This is a genomic window from Streptomyces celluloflavus, from assembly GCA_000720995.1.
GTDB lineage: Bacteria > Actinomycetota > Actinomycetes > Streptomycetales > Streptomycetaceae > Streptomyces > Streptomyces celluloflavus.
The window spans coordinates 19,942-35,408 of the sequence record JOEL01000003.1; the positions used below are offsets into that span (position 1 = coordinate 19,942).

16 protein-coding genes are annotated in these 15,467 nt (G+C 72.7%); 10 read left to right on the forward strand and 6 right to left on the reverse strand.

The genetic code is table 11. From position 1 onward, the window contains the following. Nucleotides 1-10: 10 nt before the first annotated feature. Genes IH09_RS03540 through IH09_RS03555 form a run of 4 tightly spaced genes read left to right on the forward strand, consistent with a single transcriptional unit; the run spans nt 11 to nt 4,658 of the window. Nucleotides 11-1,078, forward strand: coding sequence for a glucose-1-phosphate thymidylyltransferase (locus tag IH09_RS03540; protein WP_052853853.1), 1,068 nt, complete (start codon nt 11-13; stop codon nt 1,076-1,078). Further along, nucleotides 1,075-2,082, forward strand: coding sequence for a dTDP-glucose 4,6-dehydratase (gene rfbB / locus IH09_RS03545; protein WP_052853855.1), 1,008 nt, complete (start codon nt 1,075-1,077; stop codon nt 2,080-2,082). The genes IH09_RS03540 and rfbB overlap by 4 nt, the downstream gene beginning before the upstream one ends. Beyond that, nucleotides 2,070-3,257 (forward strand): nucleotide disphospho-sugar-binding domain-containing protein, encoded by a 1,188-nt coding sequence (locus IH09_RS03550; protein WP_052853857.1) that lies wholly within the window; start codon nt 2,070-2,072, stop codon nt 3,255-3,257. Before rfbB ends, IH09_RS03550 begins: the two co-directional genes overlap by 13 nt. Nucleotides 3,258-3,266: 9 nt before the next feature. Then, nucleotides 3,267-4,658, forward strand: coding sequence for an NDP-hexose 2,3-dehydratase family protein (locus tag IH09_RS03555; RefSeq protein ID WP_052853861.1), 1,392 nt, complete (start codon nt 3,267-3,269; stop codon nt 4,656-4,658). Nucleotides 4,659-4,698: 40 nt separating this feature from the next. Here IH09_RS03555 and IH09_RS03560 read toward each other — a convergent pair whose 3' ends face one another. Then, nucleotides 4,699-5,901: an 8-amino-7-oxononanoate synthase gene (locus tag IH09_RS03560; protein ID WP_110952046.1), complete on the reverse strand. Its 1,203-nt coding sequence runs from the start codon at nt 5,899-5,901 to the stop codon at nt 4,699-4,701. A 145-nt stretch (nt 5,902-6,046) separates the two neighbouring features. Here IH09_RS03560 and bioB point away from each other — a divergent pair, with 145 nt between their 5' ends. From bioB to bioD, 3 genes are all read left to right on the forward strand, one after another. After that, entirely contained in the window at nt 6,047-7,189 is a 1,143-nt protein-coding gene (bioB, locus tag IH09_RS03565) for a biotin synthase BioB (RefSeq protein WP_052854437.1), read from the forward strand. Then, on the forward strand, nt 7,182-8,486 hold the full coding sequence (locus IH09_RS03570) for an adenosylmethionine--8-amino-7-oxononanoate transaminase (RefSeq protein WP_052853862.1): 1,305 nt from the start codon (nt 7,182-7,184) through the stop codon (nt 8,484-8,486). The genes bioB and IH09_RS03570 overlap by 8 nt, the downstream gene beginning before the upstream one ends. A gap of 137 nt (nt 8,487-8,623) precedes the next feature. Further along, entirely contained in the window at nt 8,624-9,325 is a 702-nt protein-coding gene (gene bioD, locus IH09_RS03575) for a dethiobiotin synthase (protein WP_052853863.1), read from the forward strand. Between the two features lie 113 nt (nt 9,326-9,438). On the opposite strand, the gene IH09_RS03580 is transcribed toward bioD, so the two are convergent. After that, the gene (locus tag IH09_RS03580; protein WP_052853865.1) at nt 9,439-9,960 is read right to left on the reverse strand and encodes a GNAT family N-acetyltransferase; all 522 of its coding nucleotides are present in this window, start codon (nt 9,958-9,960) and stop codon (nt 9,439-9,441) included. A gap of 148 nt (nt 9,961-10,108) precedes the next feature. Here IH09_RS03580 and IH09_RS03585 point away from each other — a divergent pair, with 148 nt between their 5' ends. Then, nucleotides 10,109-10,549, forward strand: a complete 441-nt coding sequence (locus tag IH09_RS03585; protein ID WP_052853867.1) for a GNAT family N-acetyltransferase — start codon at nt 10,109-10,111, stop codon at nt 10,547-10,549. A 306-nt stretch (nt 10,550-10,855) separates the two neighbouring features. On the opposite strand, the gene IH09_RS03590 is transcribed toward IH09_RS03585, so the two are convergent. Both IH09_RS03590 and IH09_RS03595 read right to left on the reverse strand, forming a co-directional pair. Beyond that, entirely contained in the window at nt 10,856-11,776 is a 921-nt protein-coding gene (locus IH09_RS03590; RefSeq protein ID WP_318279389.1) for a nucleotidyltransferase domain-containing protein, read from the reverse strand. A 372-nt stretch (nt 11,777-12,148) separates the two neighbouring features. Beyond that, complete coding sequence (locus IH09_RS03595) at nt 12,149-13,075, reverse strand: aminoglycoside phosphotransferase family protein (RefSeq protein ID WP_052853870.1); 927 nt, start codon at nt 13,073-13,075, stop codon at nt 12,149-12,151. A 365-nt stretch (nt 13,076-13,440) separates the two neighbouring features. Here IH09_RS03595 and IH09_RS03600 point away from each other — a divergent pair, with 365 nt between their 5' ends. Beyond that, nucleotides 13,441-14,109, forward strand: coding sequence for a class I SAM-dependent methyltransferase (locus IH09_RS03600; protein ID WP_052853872.1), 669 nt, complete (start codon nt 13,441-13,443; stop codon nt 14,107-14,109). A 70-nt stretch (nt 14,110-14,179) separates the two neighbouring features. Here IH09_RS03600 and IH09_RS03605 read toward each other — a convergent pair whose 3' ends face one another. Continuing rightward, a complete protein-coding gene (locus IH09_RS03605; protein WP_052853874.1) occupies nt 14,180-14,551 on the reverse strand; it encodes a hypothetical protein in 372 nt (123 codons plus the stop codon). After that, a complete protein-coding gene (locus tag IH09_RS03610; protein ID WP_052853877.1) occupies nt 14,548-14,838 on the reverse strand; it encodes a toxin-antitoxin system HicB family antitoxin in 291 nt (96 codons plus the stop codon). Before IH09_RS03610 ends, IH09_RS03605 begins: the two co-directional genes overlap by 4 nt. Nucleotides 14,839-15,097: 259 nt before the next feature. Between IH09_RS03610 and IH09_RS03615 the strand changes: the two genes are divergently transcribed. Beyond that, the gene (locus IH09_RS03615; protein ID WP_052854440.1) at nt 15,098-15,457 is read left to right on the forward strand and encodes a helix-turn-helix domain-containing protein; all 360 of its coding nucleotides are present in this window, start codon (nt 15,098-15,100) and stop codon (nt 15,455-15,457) included. The last annotated feature ends 10 nt before the right edge of the window (nt 15,458-15,467 follow it).

Genomic DNA, 15,467 nt, shown 5'->3' on the forward strand with positions numbered 1-15,467 from the left:
AGGAACTGTCATGAAGGCCCTGGTGTTGGCGGGCGGGTCGGGGACCCGTCTGCGGCCGTTCAGCCATTCCATGCCCAAACAGCTCATTCCCATTGCCAATAAGCCGGTGCTGGAATATGTGCTGGAGAACATCCGGGAGCTGGGGGTCACCGAGGTCGGGGTGATCGTCGGGGACCGGGGGCCGCAGATCGCCGCGGCGCTCGGCGACGGTTCCCGGCTGGGGCTGCGGCTGACGTTCATCGAACAGGACGCGCCCCGCGGTCTGGCGCACACGGTCGCCATAGCGCGGGACTTCCTCGCCGACGACGACTTCGTCATGTACCTCGGCGACAACATGCTGCCCGACGGCATCAGGGAGACCGCCGAGCAGTTCGCCGCGCACCGCCCGGCCGCCCAGCTCCTCGTGCGCAAGGTGGCGGATCCCAGCGCGTACGGGGTGGCCGAACTCGGCCCGGACGGCGAGGTGCTGCGCCTGGTGGAGAAGCCCGCCCGGCCGCGCAGCGATCTCGCGCTGATCGGCGTGTACTTCTTCACCCCGGCCATCCACGAGGCCGTCGCCGCCATCGGACCCAGCGCCCGGGGCGAACTGGAGATCACCGACGCCGTGCAGTGGCTGGTGTCGTCCGGCGCGGTGGTCCGGGCGGGCGAGTACGGCGGGTACTGGAAGGACACCGGCAGCGTGGCGGATGTGCTGGAGTGCAACCGCAAGCTGCTGGACGACATCGTGTCCGGCGTGGCGGGCGAGGTGGACGCGGCGAGCGAGCTGCGCGGGCCGGTGATCATCGGGGCCGGGGCCCGGGTCGCCGGCTCCCGGATCGAAGGGCCGGTGATCGTCGGCGCGGGCAGTGTGGTGGAGAACTGCCATATCGGTCCGCACACCGCGATCGGACGCGACTGTGTGCTGCGGGACACCCGGATCGAGTACTCGATCACCCTGGACGGCGCGACCGTGACCCAGGTCCGGGGCCTGCGCGGCTCGCTGATCGGCCGCGCGGCGACCGTGGACGCGCGGGCCGAGGGCGCGGACCACCACTGCCTGGTCGTCGGCGACCACGCCCGGATCGAGGTGGCGGCATGAGGGTGCTGGCCACCGGTGCCGCCGGGTTCATCGGCTCGAACTACGTCCGCACCCTGCTCGCCGGCGGCTATCCCGGCTACGAGGACGCTCAGGTCACCGTCCTGGACAAGCTCACCTACGCGGGCAACCGCGCCAATCTCCCCGACCACCACCCCCGGCTGACGTTCGTCCACGGCGATGTCACCGATCTGCCGCTCCTCCTCGATCTGCTGCCCGGCCATGACGCGGTGGTGCACTTCGCCGCCGAATCGCATGTCGACCGCTCCATCGAGGCCGCCGCCGACTTCGTCACGACCAATGTCTTCGGCACCCAGACCCTCCTCGAAGCCTGTCTGCGCAGCGGCGTCGCGCGCGTCGTGCACGTCTCCACCGACGAGGTGTACGGCTCCATCGCCGAGGGCTCGTGGACCGAGCGGTCCCCGCTGGAGCCCAACTCCCCCTATGCCGCGTCCAAGGCCGCCGCCGACCTGATCGCCCGGTCGTACGTCAAGACCCACGGCCTGGACCTGTCGATCACCCGCTGCTCCAACAACTACGGGCCGTACCAGCACCCCGAGAAGGTCATCCCGCTCTTCGTCACCCAGCTGCTGGAGGGCCGGCCGGTGCCGCTCTACGGCGACGGGCTCAACGTCCGCGAGTGGCTGCACGTCGACGACCACTGCCGGGGCATCCAGCTGGTGCTGACGGGCGGCCGGGCCGGGGAGGTCTACCACATCGGCGGCGGCAACGAGCGCACCAACGCCGACCTGACGCGACGGCTGCTGGAGCTCTGCGGTGCGGACGACTCCATGATCCGGTACGTCGCCGACCGCAAGTGCCACGACCGGCGCTACTCCCTCGACGAGAGCAAGATCCGCGAGGAGCTGGGGTACACCCCGTGGGTTCCCTTCGAGCAGGGCCTGGCGGAGACGGTCGCCTGGTACCGCGACAACCCCGGCTGGTGGACGGCCGGCAAGCACCAGAGTCCGCCCGCTCACGACCTGGAGACCCCATGCGCGTCCTGATGATCCCGAGCCCCGCCGCGACCCATTTCATGCCGCTGGTCCCGCTGGCGTGGGCGCTGCGCGCCGCCGGCCACGAGCTGCTGGTGGCCGGGCAGCCGGATGTGCTGGGGGTGGCCCGGCAGGCCGGGCTGAACGCCGTCTCGCTCGGCGACTGGTTCCGCGCCGACGAGGAGCTGCGCCGGCTGCTGCCGCCGGGCAAGCGGCCGCTGGAGGTGATCGGCCGCTGGACCGCGGAGCAGCTGAGCGAGTTCCCGCCCAACTGGCTGGTCCACAGCGAGCGCGTACTGCCCGAGTACGTCGCCTTCGCCCGCGAGTTCCGCCCCGATGTGCTCGTCTCCGACGCGCTGGAGTGCAATGTCCTCGCCGTGGGCGGGGCGCTGGGCATCCCGGTCGTGCATCACCGCTACGGGGTCGATCCGCTGTCCGGGCCGTTCCTCGCCGGCGCCCGGCGGGCGCTGCGGCGGCACTGCGCGGAGCTGGGGCTCGCGGAGCTGCCCGATCCCACGGTCGTCCTCGACCCGTGCCCGCCGGGCCTCCAACTGCCGGGGCTCGCACCGGGCCGGCCGATCCGGTACGTGCCCTTCAACGGCAGCGGTGAGCTGCCCGGGTGGCTGCGCGAGCGGCGGCCGGCGGGGTCACCGGTGCGGCGGGTCGCCGTCTCGCTGGGGTCGATGACGCTGGAGCTGAACGGGGTGCCGCTGCTGCGGCGCATCCTGGCGGCGTTCGAGGGACTGCCGGATGTGGAGGCGGTCGCGACCGTTCCCGAGGTGCACCGGGCGGCGGTGGGTCCGGTGCCGGACGGGGTGCGGATGGTCGATCCGGTGCCGCTGCATCTGCTCTTCGCCGACTGCGACGCGGTGGTGCACCACGGCGGTACCGGCACGGGCATGACCGCGACGTCCTTCGGTCTGCCGCAGCTCGTCCTGCCGCAGCTGGCGGACCAGTTCGCGTACGGGGAGCAGCTGGCCGCCGCCGGGGCCGCCGTCATTCTCGACGGTGCCGCGCACCAGGACGATCCGGTGCGGCTGCGGGCGGCGCTGGAGTCGGTGGTGACGGAGCCGGGTCACCGCAAGGCGGCCGAGGAGCTGCGGCGGGCCATGGGTGAGATGCCCGCACCGTCCCGCGTCGCCGCCGATCTCGAACAGCTCGTCCAGGTCCGCGACCGAGTCCGCTGAGGGGTCGATATGAAGCTGTCGGAGCGCGCGGACACCGCGACTCCCGTACGGATGTCCCGGTCGGCCAGGGCCCGGCAGGGGGCGATGCTGCGCACCGAGGACTTCGCCGCCTGGCTCGCGGCGCGGGGCGCGGCGCACGCCTTCCGGGTGGACCGCATCCCCTTCGACGAGTTGCGGGGCTGGTCGTTCGAGCGGGAGACCGGGAATCTGGGGCACAGCAGCGGGCGCTTCTTCACGGTGGAGGGGCTCCGTGTCGACACGGCGGCGGACGGCCCGGTCACCGCATGGCAGCAGCCCGTCATCAGACAGCCCGAGGTGGGCATCCTCGGCATCCTCGCCAAGGAGTTCGACGGGGTGCTGCATTTCCTGATGCAGGCCAAGATGGAGCCGGGCAACCGGAATCTGTTGCAGCTGTCCCCCACCGTCCAGGCGACGCGCAGCAACTACACCAAGGCCCACAAGGGCGCGGATGTGAAGTATCTGGAGCATTTCGTCCGGCCGGACCCGGAGCGGGTCCTGGCCGACGCGCTCCAGTCGGAACACGGTTCGTGGTTCTTCCGCAAGAGCAACCGCAACATGATCGTCGAAACCCGGGCGGACGTTCCGCTGGACGACGACTTCTGCTGGCTGACGCTCGGCCAGATCGGCGAGCTGCTGCTGCGGGACAACGTCGTCAACATGGACTCCCGCACGGTCCTGGCCTGCGCGCCCCTCGACCACGACGAGGCGGGGGCGCTGCACTCCGATACGCGGCTGCTGTCGTGGTTCACCGGTGAGCGGGCCCGCAACCGGGTCCGGGCCGAGTGCGTCCCGCTGGCCCGGGTACCGGGCTGGACGCGGGGCCGGATGTCCATCGATCACGACGAGGGCCGCTACTTCCGGGTCGTGGCGGTGTCGGTGCAGGCCGGGAACCGCGAGGTGACCAGTTGGACGCAGCCGCTCTTCGAGCCGGTCGGCACGGGTGTCACCGCGTTCTTGACCCGGACCATCGGCGGGGTCGGGCACCTGCTGATGCACGCCCGGGTGGAGGCCGGTTTCGTCAAGCCCGTCGAGCTCGGGCCCACCGTGCAGTACACGCCCGGCAACTATGCCCATCTGCCGGCCGGGGAGCGCCCGCCGTTCCTGGACCTGGTGCTGCGCGCCGACCGCTCCCGTATCCGGTACGAGGCCCTGCACTCCGAGGAGGGCGGCCGTTTCATCAACGCGGAGAGCCGCTATCTGATCGTCGAGGCGACCGAGGAGGAGGCGCCGCTGGATCCGCCGCCCGGCTATGTGTGGGTCACCCCGGGCCAGCTGAGCGGCTTGGTGCGGCACGAGCACTACGTCAACGTCCAGGCCCGCACGCTGATCGCCTGCTACCACGCGATGACGGCCGGTGCCCCGGTCCCGGCCGCCGGCTGACGCCCCGGCGCCGGCGCCCCGCGGTCCGTACGGATCTCGCTCAGGGCGTCGGCGCGGTCGCCACGATCACGTCGACCGCGGTATCGAGCTGGGCCGGCGTCAGATCCGCGCGGGCGGTGAGCCGCAGCCGGGAGATCCCGTCGGGCACCGACGGCGGGCGGAAGCAGCCGACCGCGAGCCCGGCCCGCCGGCAGTCCGCCGCCCACCGGAGCGCCTGTCCGGGCGACGGGGCCCGTACGGAGACCACCGCGGCGTCCGGCCGGACCACCGCGAGGCCCGCCGCCGCGAGCCGGCGGTGCAGTTCCGCGCCGACCTCCCGCGCCCGTGCGGCGCGCCGCGGTTCGCGGCCCAGCAGCCGCAGCGCCGCGAGGGCGCCGCCTACCGCGGCCGGTGCGAGCCCGGTGTCGAAGATGAACGTCCGGGCCGTGTTGACCAGATGCTCGATGACCCGGGCCGGGCCCAGGACCGCCCCGCCCTGGCTGCCGAGCGACTTGGAGAGCGTCACGGTGGCCACCACATCGCCGCGGCCGGCCAGCCCGGCGGCGGCGGGCGCCCCGCGTCCGCCGTCCCCCAGGACCCCCAGTCCGTGTGCGTCGTCGACCAGGAGGCCGGCGCCGTGGGCCCGGCAGACCTCGGCGAGGGCCGGCAGCGGCGCGGCGTCGCCGTCGACCGAGAACACCGCGTCGGTGACCACCAGCGCCCGCCCGTCATGGCCGGTCAGCGCGGTGCGGACGGCCGCCGGAGCGGCGTGCGGGACGACGGCGGTACGGGCGCGGGAGAGCCGGCAGCCGTCGATGAGGGAGGCGTGGTTGCCCGCGTCCGAGACGACCAGGGTGCCGTGGGCGGTGAGCGCGGTGACGGCGGCGAGGTTCGCGGCGTAGCCGGAGGAGAGCACCAGGGCCGCCTCGAAGCCGCAGAACGCGGCGAGTTCGCGCTCCAGCCGGGCGTGCAGTTCGGTGCTGCCGGTGACCAGCCGGGATCCCGTCGCGCCCGCGCCCCAGCGGTGGGCGGCCGCTGCGGCGCCCCGTGTCACCTCGGGGTGCCGGGCGAGCCCCAGGTAGTCGTTGCTCGCCAGGTCGAGCAGCGGGGAGTCGGCCGGCCGCGGCCGCAGGGTGCGGACCAGCCCGGCGCGGTGCCGCTCGGCGCACGCCTCGTCGATCCAGTCGAAGGCCGCGGCGGGCGGGTCGGCGAGCGTCGCGGGCGAGGCGCCGCGGGGCGGCGACGGGGCGTGGTCCTGCGGCATCGGCATCCTTCTCGATTGTGGGCTGTCGATAGAAGTTAGCGGTCGTTCAGCCCACCCACACTGTGGCGATACCCACACCCCTTACGCACCTCGTTGTAGGAATCCTCCTTGGCCGATGGCGGTGGCGTACGTCAGGATCAACGCCATGGACCTGCTGAACACATTGGTGGACAAGGGACTACGGCGCGAGGTGCCGTCCCGTGACGAGGCGCTCGCCGTGCTGGCGACGTCCGATGACGAACTGCTCGATGTCGTGGCCGCGGCCGGAAAGGTACGCCGTCAGTGGTTCGGGCGGCGGGTCAAGCTCAACTACCTCGTCAACCTCAAGTCGGGCCTGTGCCCCGAGGACTGCTCGTACTGCTCGCAGCGGCTGGGCTCGAAGGCGGAGATCCTCAAGTACACCTGGCTCAAGCCCGGTGACGCCGCCGAGGCGGCCGCCGCCGGGGTGGCCGGCGGCGCCAAGCGCGTCTGCCTGGTCGCCAGTGGCCGCGGTCCCACCGACAGGGATGTGGAGCGCGTCTCGGAGACCATCTCCGCCATCAAGGAGCAGAACGAGGGCGTCGAGGTGTGCGCCTGCCTCGGACTGCTCACCGACGGCCAGGCGGGCCGGCTGCACGCGGCGGGCGCCGATGCCTACAACCACAACCTCAACACCTCGGAAGCCACGTACGGCGACATCTGCACCACCCACGACTTCGCCGACCGGGTCGCCACCGTCCAGCAGGCCCAGGCCGCGGGCCTGTCGGCCTGCTCCGGGCTGATCGCCGGGATGGGCGAGAGCGACGCGGATCTGGTCGATGTCGTCTACGCGCTGCGCGAGCTGGACCCCGACTCCGTCCCGGTCAACTTCCTCATCCCGTTCGAGGGCACGCCGCTCGCCGAGGAGTGGAACCTCACCCCGCAGCGCGCGCTGCGTATCCTGGCGATGGTCCGGTTCGTCTGCCCGGACGTCGAGGTCCGGCTGGCCGGCGGCCGCGAGGTCCATCTGCGCAGCATGCAGCCGCTCGCCCTGCACCTGGTCAACTCCCTTTTCCTCGGCGACTATCTGACCAGCGAGGGGCAGGCAGGCAAGGACGATCTGGCGATGATCGCCGACGCCGGTTTCGAGGTCGAGGGCACGGACACCACCACGCTCCCCCCGCACCGCACGGGTGCCGCTGCGGCCCCGGCCGCCGACCCCGCCGGCACACCCCCCGTACCCGCTCCCGCACCGGACGAGGCGACCCGGCAGGGTCTGGTCGCGGTCCGCCGCCGCGGCGCCGGCACCGACCTCCCGCCCAATGCCTGAGCCGCTCACCCCCGGGGAACTGCTCGCCCTCGACCGGGAGCACGTCTGGCATCCGTACGGACCGATGCCCGGCCGCACCGAGCCGCTGCTGGTCGAGTCGGCGTCCGGCGTCCGGCTGCGGCTGGCCGAACCGGTCGAGGGCCGCACCGAGCTGGTGGACGGGATGTCGTCGTGGTGGTCGGCGGTGCACGGCTACCGCCACCCGGTGCTCGACGAGGCCGCGCACGGGCAACTGGACCGGATGAGCCATGTGATGTTCGGCGGACTCACCCACGAGCCCGCCGTACGGCTCGCGAAACGGCTGGTCGACATCACCCCGCAGCCGCTGCAGCACGTCTTCCTCGCCGACTCCGGTTCGGTCTCCGTCGAGGTCGCCGTCAAGATGTGCCTCCAGTACTGGCGCTCGGCCGGAAAGCCCCGTAAACAACGGCTGCTGACGTGGCGCGGCGGCTATCACGGCGACACCTGGCAGCCGATGTCCGTCTGCGATCCGGACGGCGGGATGCACGAGCTGTGGCAGGGCGTGCTGCCCCGGCAGATCTTCGCGGACGCGCCGCCGCCCGGCTTCGACGCCGCACCCGACCCGGCGTACGCGGCGCATCTGCGCGAGCTGATCGCCCGCCACGCCGAGGAGCTGGCGGCGGTGATCGTGGAGCCCGTGGTGCAGGGCGCGGGCGGTATGCGCTTCCACTCCCCCGGGTATCTGCGGGTGCTGCGGGAGGCGTGCGACGCGCACGGCGTGCTGCTCGTCTTCGACGAGATCGCGACCGGCTTCGGCCGTACGGGCACCCTCTTCGCGGCCGAACACGCCGGTGTCGCACCGGATGTGATGTGCGTGGGCAAGGCGCTGACCGGCGGGTACCTGACGCTGGGGGCGACGCTGTGCACGACGGCCGTCGCGGACGGCATCTCGCGCGGCGCGCTGCCGGTGCTGGCGCACGGCCCCACCTTCATGGGCAATCCGCTCGCCACCGCCGTCGCCGGCGCCGCCATCGACCTGCTGCTGTCCCAGGACTGGGCCCGCGAGGTCGCGCGGATCGAGACCGGACTGCGCACCGGCCTCGCGGCGGCGGAGCGCATCCCCGGGGTACGCGAGGTACGCGTCCTGGGTGCGATCGGCGTCGTCCAGCTCGACCACGAGGTGGACCTGGCGGCCGCGACCCGGGCGGCGGTCCGGGAGGGTGTATGGCTGCGCCCGTTCCGGGACCTCCTCTACACGATGCCGCCGTACATCACCGGCGACGAGGACGTGGCGCGCGTCTGCGCCGCGGTGTGCGCCGCCGCCCGCGCGGGCTGAACTCCCGTGCGGTGGAGGCCACTTGAGCCGTCGCCTCCGCCGCACGGCCGGGACCACGGCCTGGGCGCCACCCCAAGCCGCCCATCCCCCAATCCATCCATCCCGCAAGTCATCCAACCCACCATCGGAGGAACACCATGTCGGTGCTGTTCGTGACGGGCACGGGCACGGAGATCGGCAAGACCGTCACCACGGCCGCGATCGCCGCGGCGGCGCTCGGCCGGGGCCGCTCGGTCGCCGTACTCAAACCGGCGCAGACCGGCGTCACCGCCCACGAGACGGGCGACGCGGCGGAGGTCGAGCGGCTGGCCGGTCCGGTCACCGCGGTGGAACTGGCCCGCTATCCGGAGCCGTTGGCGCCCGCGACGGCGGCGCGGCGGGCCGGGCTGCCGCCGGTCGGCCCCGTGGAGATCGCCGAGACCGCGGCCAAACTGGCCGCCGCGCACGACCTGGTGCTGGTCGAGGGCGCGGGCGGGCTCCTCGTACGCTTCGACGCGCACGGCAACACCCTCGCCGACGCCGCCCGGCTGGCCGGCGCCCCGGTCCTAGTGGTCGTCGAGCCCGGCCTGGGCACCCTCAACGCGACGGCGCTGACCGCCCTGGCCCTGCGCTCGTACGGACTCGACTGCCCCGGCATCGTCATCGGCAGCTGGCCCGCCACACCCGGTCTCGCCGCCCGCTGCAACCTCGCCGAACTGCCCGACGCCGCGGGCGCCCCGCTCCTGGGCCTCGTACCGGAGGGCTCCGGCGCACTGCCCCCGGACGCCTTCCGCACCGCGGCGCCCGGCTGGCTGGCCCCCGAACTGGGCGGCTCGGACACGTTCCGGATCCCGGCCTGACGGTGGCCGGGGCTCGGCGTAACGGCGGCCGGGTTCCCGCCTGACGGCGGCTGGGTGAGGCATGCCGCGGGAGGGCGGGGAGATGGTCCGCCGGCGGCGCCGACCGGCCTCGGCTACGTCCGGGCCTGCTGCTCGCCCCGATCGCAGGAGAGCACCCGAGTGATGGTCCCGTCGTCCTCGGCGATATCCCGGAGGTGACGAAACCCGAGCCTGCGAAGGACCGTCAGCGAGGCGGTATTCGGCTCCGCCACGGTCGCGTGGACCTGCTCCAGGTTCAGCGTTCCGAAGCCGTGGGCGACCACCGCCCGCGCCAGCTCGGTGCCGAGACCGCGCCCCCACATCTCGGGTGCGAGGGCATAAATCAGCTCATGCCCCTCGACGACCTTCGCCGGCTTGATCTCCGCGTGGCCCACCAGGCGGCCGTCCTGGCGCACCACCCAGACGTCGAAACCGTCGCTTGCGTAGGCGTGGTCGAAGATCCGGGCGAACGTGGCGCGATAGTCGGCCTCGGGCCAGGGCCCGTCGCCCATCCACCTGGAAACCCGGGCATCCGTGAAGAACGCCACGAAACCGTCCTCATCAGCGGGTACGTAGGGCTCAAGCAAGAGTCGGTCGGTGCGCAGCGTGGGAGTCATGGCGAGCGACGCTATCCGTCACGGATTGCGCTCGGCAACGGACTTACTTCTGCCGCCGGAGTCCGTTGCCGGTGCCGAGGCAGAGACCGACGGAGCGCGGCAAGCTATCGCAGTTGACGTCCCGCGATGCGCCCGGTTTCCTGCTGCGATGACCGATCTTCGTATCGCGCCGGTGGACGGCGACGCCATGCTTCAGGACTGGCGCTACGTCCACAACGCGATCATCCCCACCGCCGCGTTGTCCCTCGACGAGGTGCGTGAGCGCGTCCTGCGCAACCGGTTGGCGGTCGCGTATCTCGGGGACGTTCTCGTGGGCTGCTCGACGGTGCGTCCGCCCACGAACGACGCGTCGGTGGCCACCGTGATCGCCCGGGTGCTCCCCGCTCACCGGCGGCAGGGGTTCGGCGGGGACCTCTTCGCACAAGGGCTGGCGCAGGCGCGGAAGCTCGGCGCGGACCTGGTCGAGACGGTCGTCCTGGCCTCCAACGTGGACGGCCTGCGGTTCGCGCACGCGCACGGATTCGTCGAAGTGGACAGATATCTGCTGCCGGGTGACAGCGTGCCCTTCATCGATTTGCGGCTGGCCTGAACCGGGCTCCGGCCGTCCCGCGCGGCCGTGCTCCGGCCTTCGCCGTGCGTAGAACGACCGGCCCGCACTGACGGTTCGGCCCCGGGCCGACGAGGTCACCGCGCCACCGCGCAGGAAGCGCGCGGTCGGGTCCGGGCGGTGAGCGGGTCGGCCCGCAGGGCGCGGGCGTATGTCTCGTCGGTGCCGGGGACCGGGAATCGCCCTCGCATCCGCGGACCCGGCCGGCGGCCCGCGCCGGTTCTTCCCGTACCGGAGGAACCGGCGCGGATCGGCGGGGCTCGGCGGGGATCGGGTGCCTGCGGATCGTCAATCGCCGGGGGCGCGGCGGCTTGGCCTCCGGTCCGGTGTCGGTAAAGCAACCGCCGGGGAGGACGGGCCGGTGGTACCGGAGCCGCTCTCCGCGGCCGGGGACGCCGGTCGGACGGCGCCTTCTCCGGTCGCCGGTCCCGCGCAGTCCGCAGCGACCGCGCATACGGCATCGAGGAGACCGGCCAGTTGCGTGGAGAGTTCGCTCGGCAGCGGAGTCTCATCGCGTACGGCCTGGGACAGGCGCCACTCCTGCGCGGCGTCGATCACCGGGCGGAAACGCGGCCACCGGGCACGCACCCGGCGCGCGGCTTCGGCCTTGCTCGCCTGCCTCGCCGTCGTCAGCGTCAGCAGGGCCCGGCAGGCGGTCAGGACCACGTAGGCGTGTCCGCCCCGGTGGGTCACCCGGGAAGCCCCGGTACGGAGCGACAGCACGTCGCGGGCCACGGCCTCGCGCACCAGCCCCGCGGGCACCCCGGCCACCGCCGATTCCACCGGACGGCCGTGGAGCGTGATCCCCGTGTCGTGAACGAGCCGCCGGTTCAGAATCCAGCCTTGCGCCGCAGGGCCCGTCCGGAACGGTGAACCGGGTGACACCGTGGCCAGAACCGGCGGTTCATCCACGGCACTCAGCTCACGGGAGAGGGACGCGGCAGGCAGATAGAGGATGTCGAGTCGGTCGAGGAAATCCGGGTGCCCGGCCCAGAAGCGGCGGTGGCCGGCGTCCAGCGAGCTCAGAGTGCCGGGCCCCAGGTCGTCGGCGACGGCTGCCAGCAGGTCGATGTCGCTGACCCCCTCGTCGTAGTCGCCGCTCACCGCCGACCCGTACAGATACAGGCCCACCAGCCGGTCGCCGAGCACCGACCGGATCTCGTGCAGCAGGTCGGGCAGCACCTCCCGCACGGTGTGCGGGAGGTCCACGTCCGTCAAGCCGCCTCCGGCCACGGCACGGGGACGGTGCGGCAGTTGTCGATCCCTGGGGTCGTCCACCTCGCCACCGTGCCACGGCTTCGCCCTCGATCGCGGTGTGTTGCCGGGCGCAGTGCGTTGCCGGGCGCAGTGCGTTGCCGGGCTCACCCGCACGTGTACCGGACGCCATCGTGTCGCGGTATCGCCTGAGTGCGGCAAGTGCCCCGGCCGCGCCCCGCCCGGCCCGCGCCACGATGCTCCGGCACGGCGGGCGGGCACGGCAGGGTGGGGTGGGAGCCCTGGACGGTACGGCTCCCGGCCCGTCACCCCGCGCTTCCCGACAACTGCGGCGTACGGCCCTTCCGGGGTGGCTGTGGCGAGCAGCTACGACGAACGGTGCAGCAGGGCCGTGGCGATGGCGATCTGGGCCGGTCCCAGCGCGGTCTTGCCGTCTTCGATGTCCCACAGCGCGTTCTGCAACACGCGGCCGAGAGTCCAGCCGGCGGCCCGCCGCCGGTCCAGGCCGACGACCTCGGTCAGCAGGTCGAAGCAGCGGAGCACCGCCCGCGCGATGTCACCCGTCGCCAGCACCTCGTCCCATCTGTTGTCCAGCGCCGGCAGCAGCTCGAATCCGGGGTCGCCCGCCAGCGGTTCGGGGTCGATGGCCAGCCACGGCTCCCGCTCCCCGGCGAGGACGTTGTCGTAGTGCAGGTCCCAGTGCAGCAGACGGTCACCGGGTTCGCCGATCAGCTCGGCCACGGCGGAGGCGCAGGTGCGCACCAGTCGCCGTTCCGCGGGGTCGCGCAGGGCCGGCACGGCCTGCGGGGTCCGGTCGAGCATGGCGGCGGCGAGGTCGGACAAGCGGCGCAGGCCCTGGGGAGCGGGCACCGTGGTCAGCCGGGCCATCAGCTCGGCCAGGACTTGCACGGCCACCTGGTCGTCGGCCACCGAGGACAGGGGCCGCGCCGCGTCCAGCCGTTCCAGCAACTGCGTGCCGCTCGCCACATCATGGTCGAGCAGGCGCACCATGCCGTCGCCGCGCCATGCCCGCAGACCGGTGGCGACGCCGGCCGTCTCCTCGCGGAGCTGCTGGAGCTTGAGGACGGCGGGTGCGCCGTCGGCCTGGAGCACGGGCAGGACGAGCGAGGCCATGCCGTATGCGGCCGGGCCGTCGAGCCGCAGCCCCCAGCGCTCCAGGAAGTCGCCGCCGAGACGGGGAAGTTCGGCGATCCAGGCCCGCGCCTCGGCACCGTGCGCGCCGTAGGACGCGGCGAACTCGTCGGGGACGTCGATGAGAGTCGACGTGTTCATGGGAAAAGTCTCCTTCGTGGGTTCGGAGTCGGGATGCGACGAACGAAGGAGGTCCCGGAGGCGCCCGGATCTCGGGCAGGCGTCAAAGCATGCCGCCACTTTAACCACACGCGATCCCAACGGATCGGGGAATACCTGCGGGGTGATGCGGTACCCATGGGGTGATGCTCCGGAGTGATCTCCGGGAACGTGGACGCCCTGGGACGCGGCGACGCTTCGCGCCCCAACAGGGGCGGACCGGTGAGGAATACGCGATACCGCACCCAGGGGCGGACTGTCTCACACCCACGTTCGGGGACTCGGTCGCCCGTCGGCGGGGAGACTGACAGCGAGCGCAGTGGCCGTCGTCGCCGGAAGGGGCCGTCATGTGGCAGCGCAGGAAAGTTTCACGGGAAACCGTGCACCATCCGATCTTCGCCCGCTACTACGCGCGCTGCGCGGCGGCCGCGGAGGGACGGGCGGGGCTGGCCGCGCTCCGACGTGAGCTGCTGACGGGGGTGATGGGCCGGGTCATCGAGGTGGGCGCGGGCACCGGACTGAACTTCGCGCACTACCCGGGGACGGTGTCGGAGGTGGTGGCGATCGAGCCGGAGCCCACGCTGCGGCGGATGGCGCGGACGGCGGCGGCGCGCGCCGAGGTGCCGGTCGATCTGGTGCCGGGTGTGGCGGAGCGACTGCCGGTCAAGAGCGAGGCGTTCGACGTGGCGGTGGCGTCGCTGGTGCTGTGCTCCGTGCACGATGTGCGGCGGGCGCTCGGCGAGTTGCTGCGGGTCCTGCGCCCCGGCGGTGAGCTGCGGTTCTTCGAGCACGGGCGGGCGTCCGGCGGTGGGCTGGCGGCGGTGCAGTGGTCGCTGGACCGTACGGTGTGGCCGCTGCTGACGGGCGGCTGTCACTGCTGGCGCGATCCGCTCGGGGAGATCCGGGCGGCGGGGTTCGAGGTGGTGGGCGTGCGGCGGCTCAACGTGCCGGAGCGGGGCCCGCAGTTGCCCATGTCGCCCGCGGTACTGGGCACGGCGCGGCGGCCGATCGGCTGAGCGGACGGCCGGGGTCGGCGCCGCTCGGTACGTGTTCCCGGGTGAGGCAGATGCCGGGTGGCGGGTGGCGTCACACGGTCCAGGTGCGCAGTTCGTTCGCGATGGTGTGTACATCCGTCGCGCCCGCCCTGATGAGGTGGGCGAGGTCGCGGACCCGCTCGGGGGAAGTGGCTATCTTCAGGCCGCTGGCGACGAGGTAGCCGTAGGCGACGGCGGTGGCGAACATCGCGTTGGAGCCCTCCAGCGCGGGCACCTGGAGCAGGAGTTGCAGGAGGGCGGCGGCCCGGTCCTGGGGGTCGGGGTAGACGGGGACGCCGAGGATCTCCGCCTCGTGGCGGCTGACGGCGGCCACCAGGGCGCCCCAGTCGGTGACCTGGGGATCGCCGGGGGTGTGCTGTTCGGCGATCAGGAGGAGCCAGGCGAGATCGATGCGGACCGTCACCTCGCGCCCGGGTGTCCTTCCCGGCCGGTGGACCGTTCCCGGCCGGTGGTCCGTTCGCGGCCCCGGTCTCCGCCCGGGTCGAGGCCGAATTCCTCCGCGAAGACCCGCTCGTACTGCTTCATGAAGTCGGAGGCGGCCTCGACGAAGGTCTGGCCGACCTCTCCCGCGTCCTTGAGGACGAGCTCTTCGATATAGCGGTTCACACTCACTCCCCGCTGTAGAGCGCGCGCCCGCGCCGCCTCGGCGGTGGCTTCGTCCACACGGACGTTCAGCTGTGTTTTCGCCACTCCTCCAAGCTAGCGCGCATCCGCTAGCACCAGCAAGCAGCCAGGCTCCGACGTCCGGCCCGGCCCGCACCCCCTTCCCCCGATTGCCCGTCCGGCGGCCACCGCCTCCCGGTCCGTCCCGGCGGCCACCTCGATCGTGCCCGCTGCCACCGGCGTCCGGCCGGCGGTCCCGTACCAGGTCACCGCTCTGTCAGGGGCGGACGGAGAGCCATGGTGTGATGGCGTCGTGAACCGCGCCGTGGAAGAGACCAACCGCCGCATGCTTCGGGCGCGGGATGCGATGGACCGCGCCTACGCACAGCCGCTGGACGTGCCGGCCCTGGCTCGGATTGCCCATGTCTCACCGGCGCACTTCGCCCGCACCTTCCGGGCCACGTTCGGCGAGACACCGCACCGCTACCTCCAGCGCCGCCGTGTCGAGCGTGCGATGTTCCTGCTGCGGGAGACCGACCGCAGCGTGACGGACATCTGCTTCGAGGTCGGCTTCGGCAGTCCGGGAACGTTCAGCCGCACCTTCCGCGCCATCGTCGGCCGGTCGCCGCGGACGTACCGCAAGGAAGCGACGCCCTCGGGCGTGCCGACGTGCTTCACGATGGCGTGGATGCGGCCGAGCGCCTGACCGCCCGCGC